The sequence below is a fragment of the Streptomyces sp. NPDC034099 genome, assembly GCF_055575415.1.
Genome location: NZ_JBVISR010000009.1, coordinates 96,863 through 110,556 on the forward strand (window position 1 = coordinate 96,863; position 13,694 = coordinate 110,556).

The following is a 13,694-nucleotide window of genomic DNA, read 5'->3' on the forward strand; positions in this document are numbered from 1 at the left end:
GATCGAACAAAGCGGTGGAACGACAACGTGGGGGTTCAGTGGGTTCGGTGGGGCCCGACGCGGAACCGCGTGAAGGTGGCGGTGCCGGCGTGTCCCTGGCCGGCGGGCGCGAGGGCGAACAGGCCGAGCAGCGCGCCGACCCAGCGCCAGGGGGTGGCGGCGAACTCCCGGCCGACGGGATGCGGGCCGCCGCCGGGATCGTCGTCGCCGAGGTCGTAGGAGAAGCGGCAGCGTGCCCCGGGGACCGTCTCGATCCGCAGCCGGGCCCGTCCTCCGGGCGCGGGGCGGGGCCGGTCGGCGTCCCGCTCGGTATCGGCCACCGACTCGGCGAACCGGTGCACCAGGTGCACGGTCCCGTCGGGGTCCCGCTGGAGTCCGGTCCAGCGGTAGGCGTCGCCGAGGACCGCGAGCCCGGCCCGCGCGCCGGGTTCCTCGCTGTCCAGGCGCAGCTCGACCTCGATCACCGAGGGCTCGCCGGGGAAGCGCTGGGTGAGGACGCTGGGCAGCAGGCGCAGATCGTGCGCGTCGGCCGAGCGGACGCAGGCGAGGCGCAGCCCGTCCCCGGCGTGCTGGGTGGCCCAGCCCTCGCGGGGGTTGGCCGTCCACGACCACTGGCGGCCGAACCGTCCGCCGGGGAAGTCGTCGTCGGTCGCGGGCGCGGCGGCGGGCTGCGGGGGCAGGGCGGGACGCGCGTGCCCGGTGACCGGGGCGCCGTCGTCGCCGAGGACCGGCCAGCCGTCCGTTTCCCACCGCATCGGCTGGAGGTGGACCACCCTGCCGTACGCGCCGCGCTGCTGGAAGTGCAGGAACCAGTCCTCGTCGGAAGCCGTGCGCACCCAGCCGCCCTGGTGGGGGCCGTTGACGTCGGTGTCCTTCTGTTCCAGGACGACCTTCTCCTCGTACGGTCCGAAGAACTCGCGGGAGCGGAAGGCGCCCTGCCAGCCGGTCTCCACCGATCCGGCGGGGGCGAGGATCCAGTACCAGCCGTCGTGCCGGTAGAGCTTGGGGCCCTCCAGGGTGAACCAGCCGGGCAGCCGGTCGGCGTCGACGATCACCTTGCCCTCGTCGAGGAGTCCGGTGCCGTCGGGGCGCATGCGGTGGCCGGTGAGGCGGTTCTTGATCCCGGAACGGGAGCGGGCCCAGGCGTGCACGAGGTACGCCTCGCCGGTCTCCTCGTCCCACAGGGGGCAGGGATCGATCAGGCCCTTGCCCGCCTTGACCAGGTGGGGCGCGGTCCACGGGCCCCGGATGTCGGGGGCGTTGACCTGGAAGACACCCTGGTCGGGGTCGCCCCAGAAGATCCAGAACCGGTTGGCGTGGTGACGCAGGGACGGTGCCCAGACGCCGCAGTCGTGCCGGGGCCGCGCGAACTCCCGCTCGGGCTCCAGGCGCTCCAGGGCGTGCCCGACCAGGGTCCAGTCGACCAGGTTGCGGGAGTGCAGCAGGGGCAGGCCGGGTACGCGGCCGAAGCTGGACGCGGTCAGGTAGAAGTCGTCGCCGACGCGGATCACGTCCGGGTCGGACCAGTCTGCGTTCAGGACGGGGTTGGTGTACATCCCCGTACTCTCGGCGGCGGTCACGGGCTCACCGCCTTGCGCACCAGGGCGGCGGCGCCGTCGGCGTCGAGGCGGCCGTCGGCGACCACGGTGACGATCCGGCGGACCAGGGTGTCGCCCGGGGCGACGGTCACCCGGTCGTCGTGGGCCAGCGAGGAACCGACGCCCGGGTACTCCTCGGTGCGCACGAACCACGGGTCGCGCCGGGTGCGTTCGGTGGCGCCGGCGAACACCAGCGACCAGGTCTCCCCGGTCATGGCGAGCCAGTCGGCGCCCCTGCCGTGCACCTCGCGCTCTCCCTCCCGGTCGGCGGTGAAGACGCCGGGCGCCGCGTTCTCCTTGCGGGCGCGCCAGAAGAAGCCGCCGTAGGCCGCGCCGGGGCGCCCGTTGGTGGCGGGGCTGCCGAGGGTGAGCGGGTCCGGGGTGGTGTTGGTGAGGGAGAAGGTGAAGTCCAGCGCCCAGGCGGTGCCGGTGAGTTCGGTGGCCGCGACCGTGCGGCGCTCGCGCAGCAGCTCGGTGCCCGCGGCGACCCAGCGCAGTTCCTCGACGAATCCGTCGGGGTCGCGGAGCTGGAAGGCGGTGTGCCGCTGGGTGCCGTGGTTGTCCAGCTCGGTCGGCCCCTTGTCGCGGACGAAGGTGCGCCCGCCCCAGAAGTTGTGCCCCTCGACGTCGGGAACGGCGACACCGACGCCGAGGTGATGGAGGTGGTCGGCGGGGCTGAACTCGGTGACGGCCGTGCCGGCCAGGGTGGTGACGGGGTGCAGGTAGGGGCGCGGCGAGAGCCGGTACGGCAGCTCGGGCCGGGTCACGTACCGGGCGACGGGGCGGCCCGCCACGCGCAGCACCGGGGAGTCGTTGCCGGTCATCGGGTGCTCACCTCGTCACGCGGGTGCTCGGTGCGCGGCGCCCAGGGCGCGCCCAGTTCGGAGTAGAGGGAGAGGGTGTCGGCGGCGGCGGCCACGAATGCGTCGATGCCGGGGACCACGCGGCGGTCCTCCCCGGGGACGCGGCGCCAGGCGGCGGCGGGCAGCGGCTCCGGGTCGGGGGCCCGGCGGATCGCCTCGACGACCCGCATGAAGGCGCCCGTCTCGTCCGGCGGGACCAGCAGCGGGGCTCCGGTGGCGAGGTGGTCGACCAGGTTCTCCAGCAGGTCGGTGCGGTCGTGGTGGACCTCCTCGGGGCCGTGGCCGCCCCGCTGGAGCAGGACGCGGTCCTGCTTGTACCAGAAGGTGACGCGCCCGCTGGAGCCGTGCACCAGGACGTACGGCTCGTCGGCACGCTCCGCGCACAGGGTCGCGGCGACGGTGACGCGGTGCCCGCGTGCGGTGCCGATCCGCACGCAGGAGGTGTCGTCGGCCTCGATGTCGTTGGCGTGGCTCAGCTCGGTCTCGATGCCGGTGACGTCCTCGGCGCGGGCGGTGCCGCCGAGCGCGAGGGCGGTGGCGACGGCGTGCGCCAGCGGGTTGGTCAGCGCGCCGTCGATCACGTCGGCGCCGTTCAGCCGCCGCTTGCCGGACCAGGGTGCCCGGCGGAAGTAGGCCTCGTCGCGCACCCACGCCCCGGCCCCGCCGATGCCCACGACCTCGCCGATCGCGCCCTCGGCCACCAGCTCCCGGATGGCGGGGACCGCGTGCGAGCCCAGTGACTGGAAGCCGATCTGGCAGGCGACGCCGGTCTCCGCGACCCCGTCGGCCATCCGCCGGAACTCGGCGTACGACGGCGCCGGGGGCTTTTCGAGGAGCAGGTGCACTCCCCGGCGGGCGGCGGTCAGGGCGAGGTCGGTGTGGGTGGGGATCGGCGTGCAGATCACGGCGATCCGGGCGCCGGTGGAGTCGAGCAGGGCGGCGAAGTCGGCGGACTGCTCGGGGAGTTCTCCCTCTGCCTCCTGCTCGGTCAGCGGGGTCAGCTCGCAGATGCCGGCCAGCCGGACCAGTCCCGCCCGCTCCAGGCGGCGGATGTTGGCGACGTGCCAGCGGCCGTGGCCGCGGGCGCCGGCGAGGACGACGGGAACCGGGTTCATCCCTTCACCGCCCCCGCGCTGAAGCCGGTGATCAGCCACTTCTGGATGAAGGCGAAGACGATCACGACGGGGACGGCGGCGACGATGCCGCCGGCGGCGAGCGCGCCGAGGTCGACGCTGTCCGCGCTCATCAGGGAGTTGAGGCCGACCGGGATGGTCTGCTTGTGCTGGTTGTTGAGGAACATCAGGGCGAACAGGAAGTGGTTCCAGGAGTGCACGAAGGCGAAGGAACCCACCGCGATCAGGCCGGGCCGCAGCAGCGGCAGTACGACGATCCGGAAGGCCCGGAACCGGCCGCAGCCGTCGACCCAGGCGGCCTCCTCCAGCGAGTACGGCACGTTCTTGATGAAGTTGCTGATCAGGATGATCGACAGCGGCAGCTGGAAGACCGTCTCGGCGATGATGACGCTGCCCAGCGAGTTGATCATCTGGAGCCCGGCGAAGATCTCGAACAGCGGCACCAGGAGCAGCGCGCCGGGCACGAACTGGGAGCAGAGCAGGGCGAGCATGAAGACCCGCTTGATCTTGAAGTCGAACCGGGCGAGGGCGTAGCCGCCGGCCAGCGCGACGAGCGTGGTCATCACGAGGGTCGCGAGCCCGACGTACACGCTGTTCTCGAAGTAGGTGCCGAAGCCGCGGTCGGTCCACACCTTCTCGAAGTGCTCGGTGGTCATCGGCCAGGGCACGAGCGAGGTCGAGCCGGCCGGGCGCACCGCGAAGAGCAGGATCCAGTAGAACGGGATCAGGGTGAAGACCAGGTAGATCCCGAGCGGAAGGTAGATCTGCCAGCGGGGGACCTCGTCCCAGGCCGGGCGGCGCTTCTTCGCCGGCCGCGGCGGTTCGTGGTCGGTCCGCGCGGGCGCGGGAGCGGGCGCGGTGGCCTCCTTGGTGATCACTTGTTCTCGCCTCCGAACTTGCTCAGCCGCAGGTAGACGATCGAGCAGAAGAGCAGGATCACGAACGCGACCGTGGTGAGGGCCGACGCGTAGCCGAAGTCGTGGGCGTCGACGCTGGTGTTGGCGATGTACAGGGGCAACGTCGTGGTCTCGCCGGCGGGTCCGCCGCCGGTCAGGGTGTAGAGCAGGTCGACGTTGTTGAACTCCCACACCGCGCGCAGCAGCGTGGACAGGATGATGGCGTCCTTCAGGTGCGGCAGCGTGATGTGCCAGAACTGCTTGAGCCGGCTGGCCCCGTCGACCTCGGCGGCCTCGTACAGGTCCTTCGAGACGGACTGGAGGTCGGCGAGGATGAGGATGGCGAAGAAGGGCACGCCGCGCCAGAGGTCGGCGACCACCGCGGCGGAGAACACGGTCGAGGTGTCGGACAGCCAGCTGGTGCCGTACGAGCCGATGCCCATGTCCGCGAGGTAACGGGTGACGCCGGTCTGGGAGTTGTAGAGCAGCACCCAGATGGCGGAGGTCAGGACGCCGGAGACCGCCCAGGGGGAGAAGACCATGGCCCGCCCGATGCCCCGGCCCACGAAGGTCTGGTTGACGATGAGTGCCAGGGCCAGACCGAAGAGCAGTTGCAGTCCGACCTCGACGAAGACCCACTTGGCGCTGAAGACGAGGGTGTCCCAGAACACCGGGTCCTCGGTGAAGATCCTGACGAAGTTGTCGAAGCCCGCGAAGCCGTTCCGCCACGGTTTGGTGGGGTTGTACTCCTGAAGGCTGTAGTAGAAGACGCTGATGACCGGGTAGGCGATGAAGCCCAGCATCAGCAGGGCGGCCGGTCCGATCAGCAGGTACGGGAGCCTGCGCGGCGTGGCCGAGGCACGGCGCCGCCGGGGTGGCGCGGGCGGTTTCGCCACGGCTGCGGCTTGGGCCATGACAGTTCTCCGTTCTAGTACGTCTACGTCGTGCAAGGCATGCGCGGAGCTGGTGCGCTGATGGGAAGCGCTTTCTCGATGGGCAGGGGCGTGCCGGGTCCCGCCGTCGGCGGGCTCAGCCCGCGTAGGGGTCCTGCACCTTGCCCGGGCGGGCCAGGAACTCGAAGTCGCAGCCGGTGTCGGCCTGGGTGATCTGTTCGTTGTAGAGCGCGCCGTAGCCCCGCTCGTAGCGGGCCGGCGGTGGTGTCCAGGCGGCCCTGCGGCGTTCCAGCTCCTCGTCGTCCACGTTGAGCCGGAGCAGGCGCGCCTCGACGTCGAGGGTGATGGAGTCGCCGGTGCGCACCAGGGCGAGCGGTCCGCCGACGTACGACTCGGGGGCCACGTGCAGCACGCACGCGCCGTAACTGGTGCCGCTCATCCGCGCGTCGGAGATCCGGACCATGTCCCGCACGCCCTGCTTGAGCAGGTGGTCGGGGATGGGCAGCATGCCGTACTCGGGCATGCCCGGGCCGCCCTTGGGCCCGGCGCCCCGCAACACCAGCACGCTGTCGGCGGTGATGCCCAGGTCCGGGTCGTTGATGGTGCGCTGCATGGTCCTGTAGTCGTCGAAGACGACGGCGGGACCGGTGTGCTCGAGCAGGTGCGGCTCGGCGGCGATGTGCTTGATGACGGCGCCGTCCGGGCAGAGGTTGCCCCGCAGGACGGCGACCCCGCCCTCGGCCGCGACCGGGTTGTCGCGGGTCCTGATGACGTCGTCGTGGTGGACGAGGGCGCCGTCCAGCTGCTCCCGCAGGGTGTCGTGGGAGACGGTGGGCCGGTCGAGGTGGAGCAGGTCGGTGATGCGGGAGAGGAAGCCGGGCAGCCCGCCGGCGAAGTGGAAGTCCTCCATCAGGTACGTCTGTCCGCCGGGGCGGACGTTGGCCAGCACCGGGACGGTGCGGGCGATGCGGTCGAAGTCGTCGAGGGTGAGGGTGACGCCCGCGCGGCCCGCCATGGCGATCAGGTGGATCACGGCGTTGGTGGAGCCGCCGAGGCCGAGCACGGTGGTGACGGCGTCCTCGAAGGCGTCGGCGGTGAGGATGTCGCTCAGTCTCCGGTCCCGGTGGACCAGTTCGACGATGCGCAGTCCGGCCGCGGCGGCCATCCGGTCGTGCCCGGAGTCGACGGCCGGGATGCTGGAGGCACCCGGGACGGTGACGCCGAGGGCCTCGGCGGCGGCGGTCAGCGTGGAGGCGGTGCCCATCGTCATGCAGTGGCCCGGCGAGCGGGCCAGGCCGCTCTCCAGCTCCTGCATCTCGCAGTCGCCGATGAGGCCGGCCCGCTTGTCGTCCCAGTACTTCCACATGTCGGTGCCGGAGCCGAGGGTCTCGCCGCGCCAGTGCCCGGGGAGCATGGGCCCGGCGGGGACGAACACCGCGGGCAGGTCCACCGTGGCGGCGCCCATGAGCAGGGCGGGCGTGGACTTGTCGCAGCCGCCCATCAGCACGGCGCCGTCGACCGGGTAGGAGCGCAGCAGTTCCTCGGTCTCCATCGCGAGGAGGTTGCGGTAGAGCATCGGGGTCGGCTTCTGGAAGGTCTCGCTGAGTGTGGAGACCGGGAACTCCAGCGGGAACCCGCCCGCCTGCCACACCCCGCGCTTGACCGCCTGGGCGCGGTCGCGCAGGTGGACGTGGCAGGGGTTGATGTCGGACCAGGTGTTGAGGATCGCGATGACGGGCTTGCCGAGGTGCTCCTCGGGCAGGTAGCCGAGCTGGCGGGTGCGGGCGCGGTGGCTGAAGGAGCGCAGGCCGTCCGTGCCGTACCACTGGTGGCTGCGCAGCTCTTCGGGGCGCTTGCGGTGGGCCGCTCCGGCGGGGTCGGTCATATCGACCACCCCGCGGCGATGGCGGCGACTTCGGCGCGCTCGTCCTCGGGCAGCGGCTTGCTCGGCGGGCGGACCTCCCGGCGGCACAGGCCGAGCGAGGCGAGAGCCTCCTTGACCACGGTGACGTTGTTGGCGGAGCCGTTGGCGGCGCGCAGTTCCTCGAAGCGGCGGATCTGCTCCCAGACCTTCATGGCGGCCGGGTAGTCGCCGGAGCGCAGCGCTTCGATCATGTTCAGCGAGACGGCCGGGGCGACATTCACCAGGCCCGAGGTGAAGCCGGTGGCTCCGGCGCTGAAGTACGAGGGCGCGTACGGCTCGGCGAGCCCCGCGACCCAGACGAAGCGGTCGAGGCCGGCGTCGCGGGCGAACGCGGCGAACTTGGCGGCGTCGGGGACGGCGTACTTCACGCCGACGACGTTGGGGCAGGCGTCGGCGAGGTCGGCGAGGCGGGCGCCGGTGAGCTGGGCGTTGCGGATGTAGGGCACGACGCCCAGTTCGGGCACGGCCTCGGCGATGGCGCGGTGGTAGTCGACCCAGCCGCCCTGGGAGACGTAGGGGTGGACAGGCTGGTGGACCATCACCATGGAGGCGCCCAGGTCGCGGGCGTGCCGGGCGGAGGCGACCGCGGTCGGCACGTCGTGGCCGACGCCGACCAGGATGTCCGCGCGCTCGCCGGTCTCCTCGATCGTCAGCTCGGTGACCAGGCGGCGCTCGGCCGGGGAGAGGGCGTAGAACTCGCCGGTGTTGCCGTTGGGAGTGAGGGTCGTGATGCCACCGTCGAGGAGACGACGCAGCAGGGCCCGGTAGGTGGCGGGGTCGACGGTGCCGTCCTCGGCGAACGGGGTCACCGGGATCGCCACCACGTCGGCCAGGGCCGCCCGCTGGGTCTCGAACGTCGCTGTCATGCCTGACCGTCCTCTTCCTGGGCCGCGGTCCCCGCCTCGGGGAAGGCCCGCTCGACGAAGGACGCGATGTGCGCGTGCAGGGCGCGGGCCGCGCCGTCCGCGTCACCGGCGAGGGCGAGGCGCAGGATCTCCTGGTGCTCGCCGGCCTCCCGCTCCCAGGAGGGGTCGGCGGCCCAGGCGACCGCGGAGACGAGGGCCGCCTGGTCGCGGACCTCGTCGAGCATCCGGCCGAGCAGCGGGTTGCCGCACGGCAGGTACAGGGCGCGGTGGAACTCGCGGTTGGCCAGCGACCGTTCGGCCGTGTCCGTGGCCCGGTCGGCCTGGGTGAGCGCGTCCCGGGCGGCGTCCAGGGAGGCACCGCGGCGCACGGCGCGCCCCAGCGCCTCGGGCTCGAGGAGCAGCCGGACGTCGTAGACCTCGCGCGCCATGTCCGCGTCCACCATGCGCACGGTGACGCCCTTGTACTGGCTCATCACGACCAGTCCGGTACCGGCCAGGGTCTTGAGCGCCTCGCGCACCGGTGTCTTGGACACCCCGAACTGTGCGGCGAGGTCGGTCTCGACCAGGGCCTGGCCGGGCGTCAACCGGCCGGTGAGGATGCGGCGTTTGATCTCCTCCAGCACGTACTGCGTGCGGGAGGGGATCGGCGTGGGCACAGAGGTCATGCGCGCCTCTCGGAATCTCGCGTCGGATGCGCGACAGATCTCGGACATCAGATCTCGCGTATCGCGTCTCATATATGACGTACGGAGTACGACGCGTTGAAGGTAAGAGGGGCGCGCGGCGGCGTCAATGCTTCTGACAAAGGAAGTTGGCTGCGGTCGAGATTCGCTATGCGGTGCGGGACCAGCCCGGGTCGCGTCCGCTGAGCCCCACGGCGCGCTCCAGCAGCGGCGCGTCGGCGGTCACGGCGACGACCGGCCCGAACATGCCCTGGTCCCGTTCGGACTCCGCCGCGGCGGCGGCGAGCAGCCCGTGCGCCGCCTGGAGCGCGGCCGCGTCGGGGGTGTACTCCTGGCCGGTCGCGCGGGCCAGGTCCCAGCCGTGGATGACCAGTTCGTCGGCGACGACGGCACCGGCGACCGCGCCGGGCAGGTCGATGCCGCCGGCCCGGGTCATGCCGGTCCACGCCTCGGGGTCGCGCCACGCCTCGGCGAGTTCCCCGAGCACGGCGGCCAGCTGCTCGCGCCAGCCGGGCCCGATGTCCGGCACGGATGCCCCGGGGCTGGTGTCCGTGGTGGGTCCCAGGTCCTTGCGCGCGGCGTCACGGAAGGCGACGGCGAGACCGGTCAGGTGGCCGAGCAGGTTGCGCACCGCCATGCCGGGACAGGGCGTCGGGTCCGCGAGCCCGTCGTCGCGCACACCGTCGGCGAGGCGGGTGAGGATCCTCGTCTGCGGTCCCAGGTCGAGGGTGGTGGTCTCGGCGGTCATCGGCTGCTCCTCGTGACGTGCGCGGTCGGCTCTCTCGGAGGGTGGACTCGGGGCACCCGCGAAACTCATCGGCCGCCGGGGTCGGCATTAGGGCACCTGCCCGATGCCCGCACCCGGGCCTTAGGACCACGCTGACCAGGTATGACGACGGCAGGAACGAAGAAATCCGCAGGGCCGGACGGACCCTGGCCTATGGTCCGCGTCCTGCGCGACCGCGACGCGGGCCTGTATCTCGCCGGGGTGGTGGTGTCCGGCTTCGGCACCTCGGCGCTCTGGCTGGCGGCCGGCGTGTGGGTGAAGGATCTCACCAGCTCGGACGGGCTGGCGGCGCTGTGCATGCTCGCGATGTGGGCGCCGACCCTGGCGGGCCCGGCGCTGGGCACCCTGACGGACCGGGTCCGCCGCAGGCCGCTGCTGATCGCCGCGAGCCTGCTGATGGCCTGCCTGCTGCTCACGCTCTTCGCGGTGGACTCCCGGGACACGCTGTGGCTGCTCTTCGCGGTGCTCTTCGTGTACGGCGCGGCGGGTGTCGTCCACGACGCGGCCGAGTCGGCGCTGGTGGCCGCCGCCGTCGCCCCGGGGCTGCTCGGCGACTTCAACGGCCTGCGCACGACCGCGGGCGAGGGCATGAAGCTGCTCGCGCCGCTGGCCGGGGCGGGGCTGTACGCGGCCTACGGCGGACCGGGCGTGGCGCTGCTGGACGCGGCCACGTTCGTGCTGGCCGCCGGTGTGTACGCCGCCCTGAGGGTACGGGAGGCGCCGCCGGAGCGCCCCGCGGCGAACTGGCGGCGCCGCACGGCCGAGGGCGCCCGGTACCTGTGGGGGCACCCCGGCCTGCGCCCGCTCGTCCTCGCGGGCGGCGTCACGATGCTGTGCGCGGGCGTCAACGGCGCCACGGTCTACGCGGTCGTCGACGCCCTCGGGCACTCCCCCGCGTACGCCGGTGCGCTGTACGCGGTGCAGGGGGCCGGGTCGGTGGTGGTGGGGCTGCTCGCCGGACCGGCCGTGCGGCGTCTGGGCGGACGGCGCTTCGCCGCTGCGGGGATCGCCCTGTTCGCGGTGGCGGTGGCGGTGCGGGCGGCACCGTACGACGCGGTGGCCCTCGCCTCCGGTGCGGCGATCGGGGCGGGGCTGCCGACGGTGCTGATCGCCGCCCTGACCGCCGTCCAGCGCGAGACCCCGGGGCCGCTGCTGGGCCGGGTCGCGGCGACGGCCAACTCCCTGGTCCTCACCCCCAACGTGCTCGGACTCGCCGTGGGCGCGGCCCTGGTGGAGCCGACCGGCCCGCGCCTGCTGCTGCCGGCGGTGGGCGCGGTGCTACTGGCGACGGCGACGGTACTGGCGACCGCGCGGAGGCCGGCGGACCGGCCCACGCCGTCAGCCGCGTAGGGCCAGCCACTCCTGGAGTTCGACGAGGTTTCCCGCCGGGTCCATGAGGTGGGCGACCCGCATGCGGTCCGTCATGGGCGCCGGGCCGTGGAGGAGCTCGGCTCCCCGCGCGGTGATCTCCTGGCAGCAGCGGTCCAGGTCGTCGACCCGCAGGACGACGAGGGACCGGTGGCCGGCCGGCTCGTCGGCGAGTGCGCCCAGTACCCGGGCCATCTGTGCGCGGTCCTGCAGGGCGATGCCCGCGGTGCCGCCGTCGGGGGTGAACTTCGCGTACGGGCCGTCCTCCGCCTCGAACTGCGGCTTCAGCCCCAGGACGTCCCGGTAGTAGCGGTAGCAGCCGGGAAAGTCCGTGACCAGCAGGCGGACCTGGGCGAGTTCCAAGGCCATCCCCCTCGAAGAGCGCGACGAGGGGTGCCGAGGTCAGCCGGTGCCGACCGGCCCGGACCCCCTCGTCGGCACCTTACGTGAGGGCCGCGAGCCCCGTCCGCACCCCCTCCAGATCCCCGTCCGACGCCAACCCCGCGTGATACAGCCGCAGTTCCGTCGCCCCCAGGTCCCGGGCGCGGGCGGCGTCGGCGGCAAGGGTGCGGGGGCTGCCGCCCATGCCCGAGACCACCGTGAGGTTGGCGGCGAGGACGGCCCCGTCGGCGCCCTGCTCGGCGAACGGCGTCAGCAGGCCCGCGCCGCCCGTGCAGGGGACGACCACGCCGTCCGCGACGGAGAGGATGTGCGCGGGGTCGACGCCGGCGTTGGCGCCGCAGTGGTAGGACACCGGGTCGGCGTGCAGCAGGACCTGGAAGCCGTCGGGCGCGGCGGCGCGGACCGCCGAGACCGCCGCCTCCTGGAGCGTGCGGGCCCTGTCGTCCCGCCACGCGCGCGTGGCGTTCGCGGCCGCCGCCCCGAGGAGCTTCTCGACGCCCGCCCAGCCCCCGTCCGAGGGCGCCGTACCCCGCCAGACCGGTTCCAGCGCGGTGCGCACGGCGGCGGCGAGTGCGTCGGCGTCGAGGCCCTGACCGCCGTAGCCCGCCCGGCAGTCGGGGCAGAAGCACAGCGACATCAGGTACTGCCCGGCGTCCCCGAGGGCCACTCCGCCGGTCTTGTCGTGGGCGTGCAGGTGGGCGAGCCCGTACCAGCCCAGCGACTCCAGTTCCGTGCCGTGCGCCCCGGGCCGCACCGCCGCCTCGGCGGCCAGGTCGGTGAGGTAGGCGCGGGTGGCGGGCTGGGCGATGCAGGGCGCCCAGGGGTAGCGGTCGCCGTAGGCGTTGACGACGGAGGTGTGCGGATGTTCCGCGCCGAGGCGGGAGTTGTGGGCGAGGACGACCCAGGTGTGCACCTGGAGGCCCGCGTCCGCGAGGGCTGCGGCGGCCTCGCCGTACGCGTCGCCGGGCGCCCAGTCCCCGGCCTCGTACGGGCGCAGGCCGCGGCCCTCCCAGCGGGCGGCGTCCGGCGGGTAGAGGACGGCGGCGTGCTCGGCGGTGACGACGCGGTGGCGCGGGTGGCGGGGGGTGAGGGCACGGGTGGAGTGGTAGGCGGCGGCGAGGGTCACCTGGGCCACGCCGAGGTCCGCGACGCGCGCGGGGGCTTCCGGGTCGCCGCCCACGTCCCAGGGGTAGACGAACGCCGACGCCTTCACCGGCCGGCCCCTTCCCGGAGCAGCGCCTGACCGCGCTCGATGATCCCCGCGAGCTGCTTCACGTGCTCCTCGGCCGGCTCCTCCAGCGGCGTCCGCACCTCCCCCACGTCCAGACCGCGCAGCCGTACGCCCGCCTTGACCAGGGCGACGGCGTATCCGCGGCCCCGGGCGCGCAGTTCGACGAACGGCCGGTAGAAGCCGTCCAGCAGCCGGTGCACCGTGGTGTCGTCGCCCTCGCGCAGCGCCCGGTGGAAGGCGAGGGCGATCTCGGGGGCGAAGCAGAACACGGCGGACGAGTAGAGGGTGACGCCGAGCGCGCGGTAGGCGAGCTGGGTCTGCTCGGCGGTCGGCAGTCCGTTGAAGTACAGGAACTCCTCGCCGGGCAGTTCCGTGCGCACCGCGCTGACGGTCCGCTGCATGAGGTCGAGGTCGCCGAGCCCGTCCTTGAGGCCGACGATGCCGTCGGTGCGGGCCAGTTCGACGACGCTCCCGGGGGTGAACACGGCGTTGTCGCGCTGGTAGACGATCACGGGCAGCGCGGTCGCGGCCGCCACCTCGCGGTAGTGCCGCACCAGCCCCTCCTGCCCGGCGAGCACCAGGTAGGGCGGCATGGCGAGCAGCCCGTCGGCCCCGGCCTCCTCGGCGAGGCGGGCGTAGCGCACGGCGAGGGCGGTGCCGTAGCCAGCGCCCGCGAGGACGGGCACCCGGCCCGCGCTCTCCTCGACGGCCGCGCGGACGCAGGCCGCGAACTCCTCGGGCGTCAGGGCGTGGAACTCGCCGGTGCCGCAGCAGGCGAACACGGCGGCGGCACCCGCCTCGACCCCGCGGCGCACATGGGTGCGGTAGACGTCCAGGTCGAGTCCGCCGTCGGGTCCGTACGCCGTGACGGGGAAGAACAGCGGGCCGCTGGGCGCGGTGAGCCGAGTGGCGAGAGGGGCTGAGGTCACGGGCGCTCCCCATTCCATATCTATGACCTGCGTCTACATTTCTGAACGCGACCACGCTAAGCCGCCCCGCGAACACCGTCAAGCAGGCGCCCTCTTGACGCCCGACCACCCGCTCCTTAGC

At 73.3% G+C, this 13,694-nt stretch carries 13 protein-coding genes; 1 reads left to right on the forward strand and 12 read right to left on the reverse strand.

Features of this window, described 5'->3' with window-relative positions:
* Positions 1–35: 35 nt before the first annotated feature.
* The 9 genes from ACZ56V_RS25015 to ACZ56V_RS25055 form a co-directional block, all read right to left on the reverse strand.
* Complete coding sequence (locus tag ACZ56V_RS25015; protein WP_467383922.1) at positions 36–1,556, reverse strand: glycoside hydrolase family 43 protein; 1,521 nt, start codon at positions 1,554–1,556, stop codon at positions 36–38.
* Between the two features lie 20 nt (positions 1,557–1,576).
* Positions 1,577–2,422 (reverse strand): PmoA family protein, encoded by an 846-nt coding sequence (locus ACZ56V_RS25020; RefSeq protein ID WP_398912521.1) that lies wholly within the window; start codon positions 2,420–2,422, stop codon positions 1,577–1,579.
* A complete protein-coding gene (locus ACZ56V_RS25025) occupies positions 2,419–3,576 on the reverse strand; it encodes a Gfo/Idh/MocA family protein (protein WP_467383924.1) in 1,158 nt (385 codons plus the stop codon). The genes ACZ56V_RS25020 and ACZ56V_RS25025 overlap by 4 nt, the downstream gene beginning before the upstream one ends.
* Positions 3,573–4,472: a carbohydrate ABC transporter permease gene (locus tag ACZ56V_RS25030; RefSeq protein ID WP_104634395.1), complete on the reverse strand. Its 900-nt coding sequence runs from the start codon at positions 4,470–4,472 to the stop codon at positions 3,573–3,575. The genes ACZ56V_RS25025 and ACZ56V_RS25030 overlap by 4 nt, the downstream gene beginning before the upstream one ends.
* Entirely contained in the window at positions 4,469–5,404 is a 936-nt protein-coding gene (locus ACZ56V_RS25035; RefSeq protein ID WP_115741493.1) for a carbohydrate ABC transporter permease, read from the reverse strand. The genes ACZ56V_RS25030 and ACZ56V_RS25035 overlap by 4 nt, the downstream gene beginning before the upstream one ends.
* A gap of 115 nt (positions 5,405–5,519) precedes the next feature.
* Positions 5,520–7,268 (reverse strand): L-arabinonate dehydratase, encoded by a 1,749-nt coding sequence (araD, locus tag ACZ56V_RS25040; RefSeq protein ID WP_467383926.1) that lies wholly within the window; start codon positions 7,266–7,268, stop codon positions 5,520–5,522.
* Complete coding sequence (locus ACZ56V_RS25045; protein WP_398912524.1) at positions 7,265–8,173, reverse strand: dihydrodipicolinate synthase family protein; 909 nt, start codon at positions 8,171–8,173, stop codon at positions 7,265–7,267. Before ACZ56V_RS25045 ends, araD begins: the two co-directional genes overlap by 4 nt.
* A complete protein-coding gene (locus ACZ56V_RS25050; protein WP_398912525.1) occupies positions 8,170–8,838 on the reverse strand; it encodes a GntR family transcriptional regulator in 669 nt (222 codons plus the stop codon). The genes ACZ56V_RS25045 and ACZ56V_RS25050 overlap by 4 nt, the downstream gene beginning before the upstream one ends.
* A gap of 166 nt (positions 8,839–9,004) precedes the next feature.
* Entirely contained in the window at positions 9,005–9,604 is a 600-nt protein-coding gene (locus ACZ56V_RS25055; RefSeq protein ID WP_467383928.1) for a TIGR03086 family metal-binding protein, read from the reverse strand.
* Between the two features lie 141 nt (positions 9,605–9,745).
* Here ACZ56V_RS25055 and ACZ56V_RS25060 point away from each other — a divergent pair, with 141 nt between their 5' ends.
* A complete protein-coding gene (locus ACZ56V_RS25060; RefSeq protein WP_468945364.1) occupies positions 9,746–10,993 on the forward strand; it encodes an MFS transporter in 1,248 nt (415 codons plus the stop codon).
* Here the strand turns inward: ACZ56V_RS25060 and ACZ56V_RS25065 are convergent.
* The 3 genes from ACZ56V_RS25065 to ACZ56V_RS25075 all read right to left on the reverse strand — a co-directional run bounded on the left by ACZ56V_RS25065 (position 10,982) and on the right by ACZ56V_RS25075 (position 13,573).
* Positions 10,982–11,374, reverse strand: a complete 393-nt coding sequence (locus tag ACZ56V_RS25065; protein ID WP_467383930.1) for a VOC family protein — start codon at positions 11,372–11,374, stop codon at positions 10,982–10,984. The genes ACZ56V_RS25060 and ACZ56V_RS25065 overlap by 12 nt on opposite strands.
* Positions 11,375–11,453: 79 nt before the next feature.
* Positions 11,454–12,626: a hypothetical protein gene (locus ACZ56V_RS25070; RefSeq protein WP_398912529.1), complete on the reverse strand. Its 1,173-nt coding sequence runs from the start codon at positions 12,624–12,626 to the stop codon at positions 11,454–11,456.
* Positions 12,623–13,573 carry a 5-dehydro-4-deoxyglucarate dehydratase gene (locus ACZ56V_RS25075; RefSeq protein WP_467383932.1) on the reverse strand — a complete coding sequence of 317 codons (951 nt, stop codon included), beginning with the start codon at positions 13,571–13,573 and terminating at the stop codon, positions 12,623–12,625. Before ACZ56V_RS25075 ends, ACZ56V_RS25070 begins: the two co-directional genes overlap by 4 nt.
* Positions 13,574–13,694 lie beyond the last annotated feature (121 nt).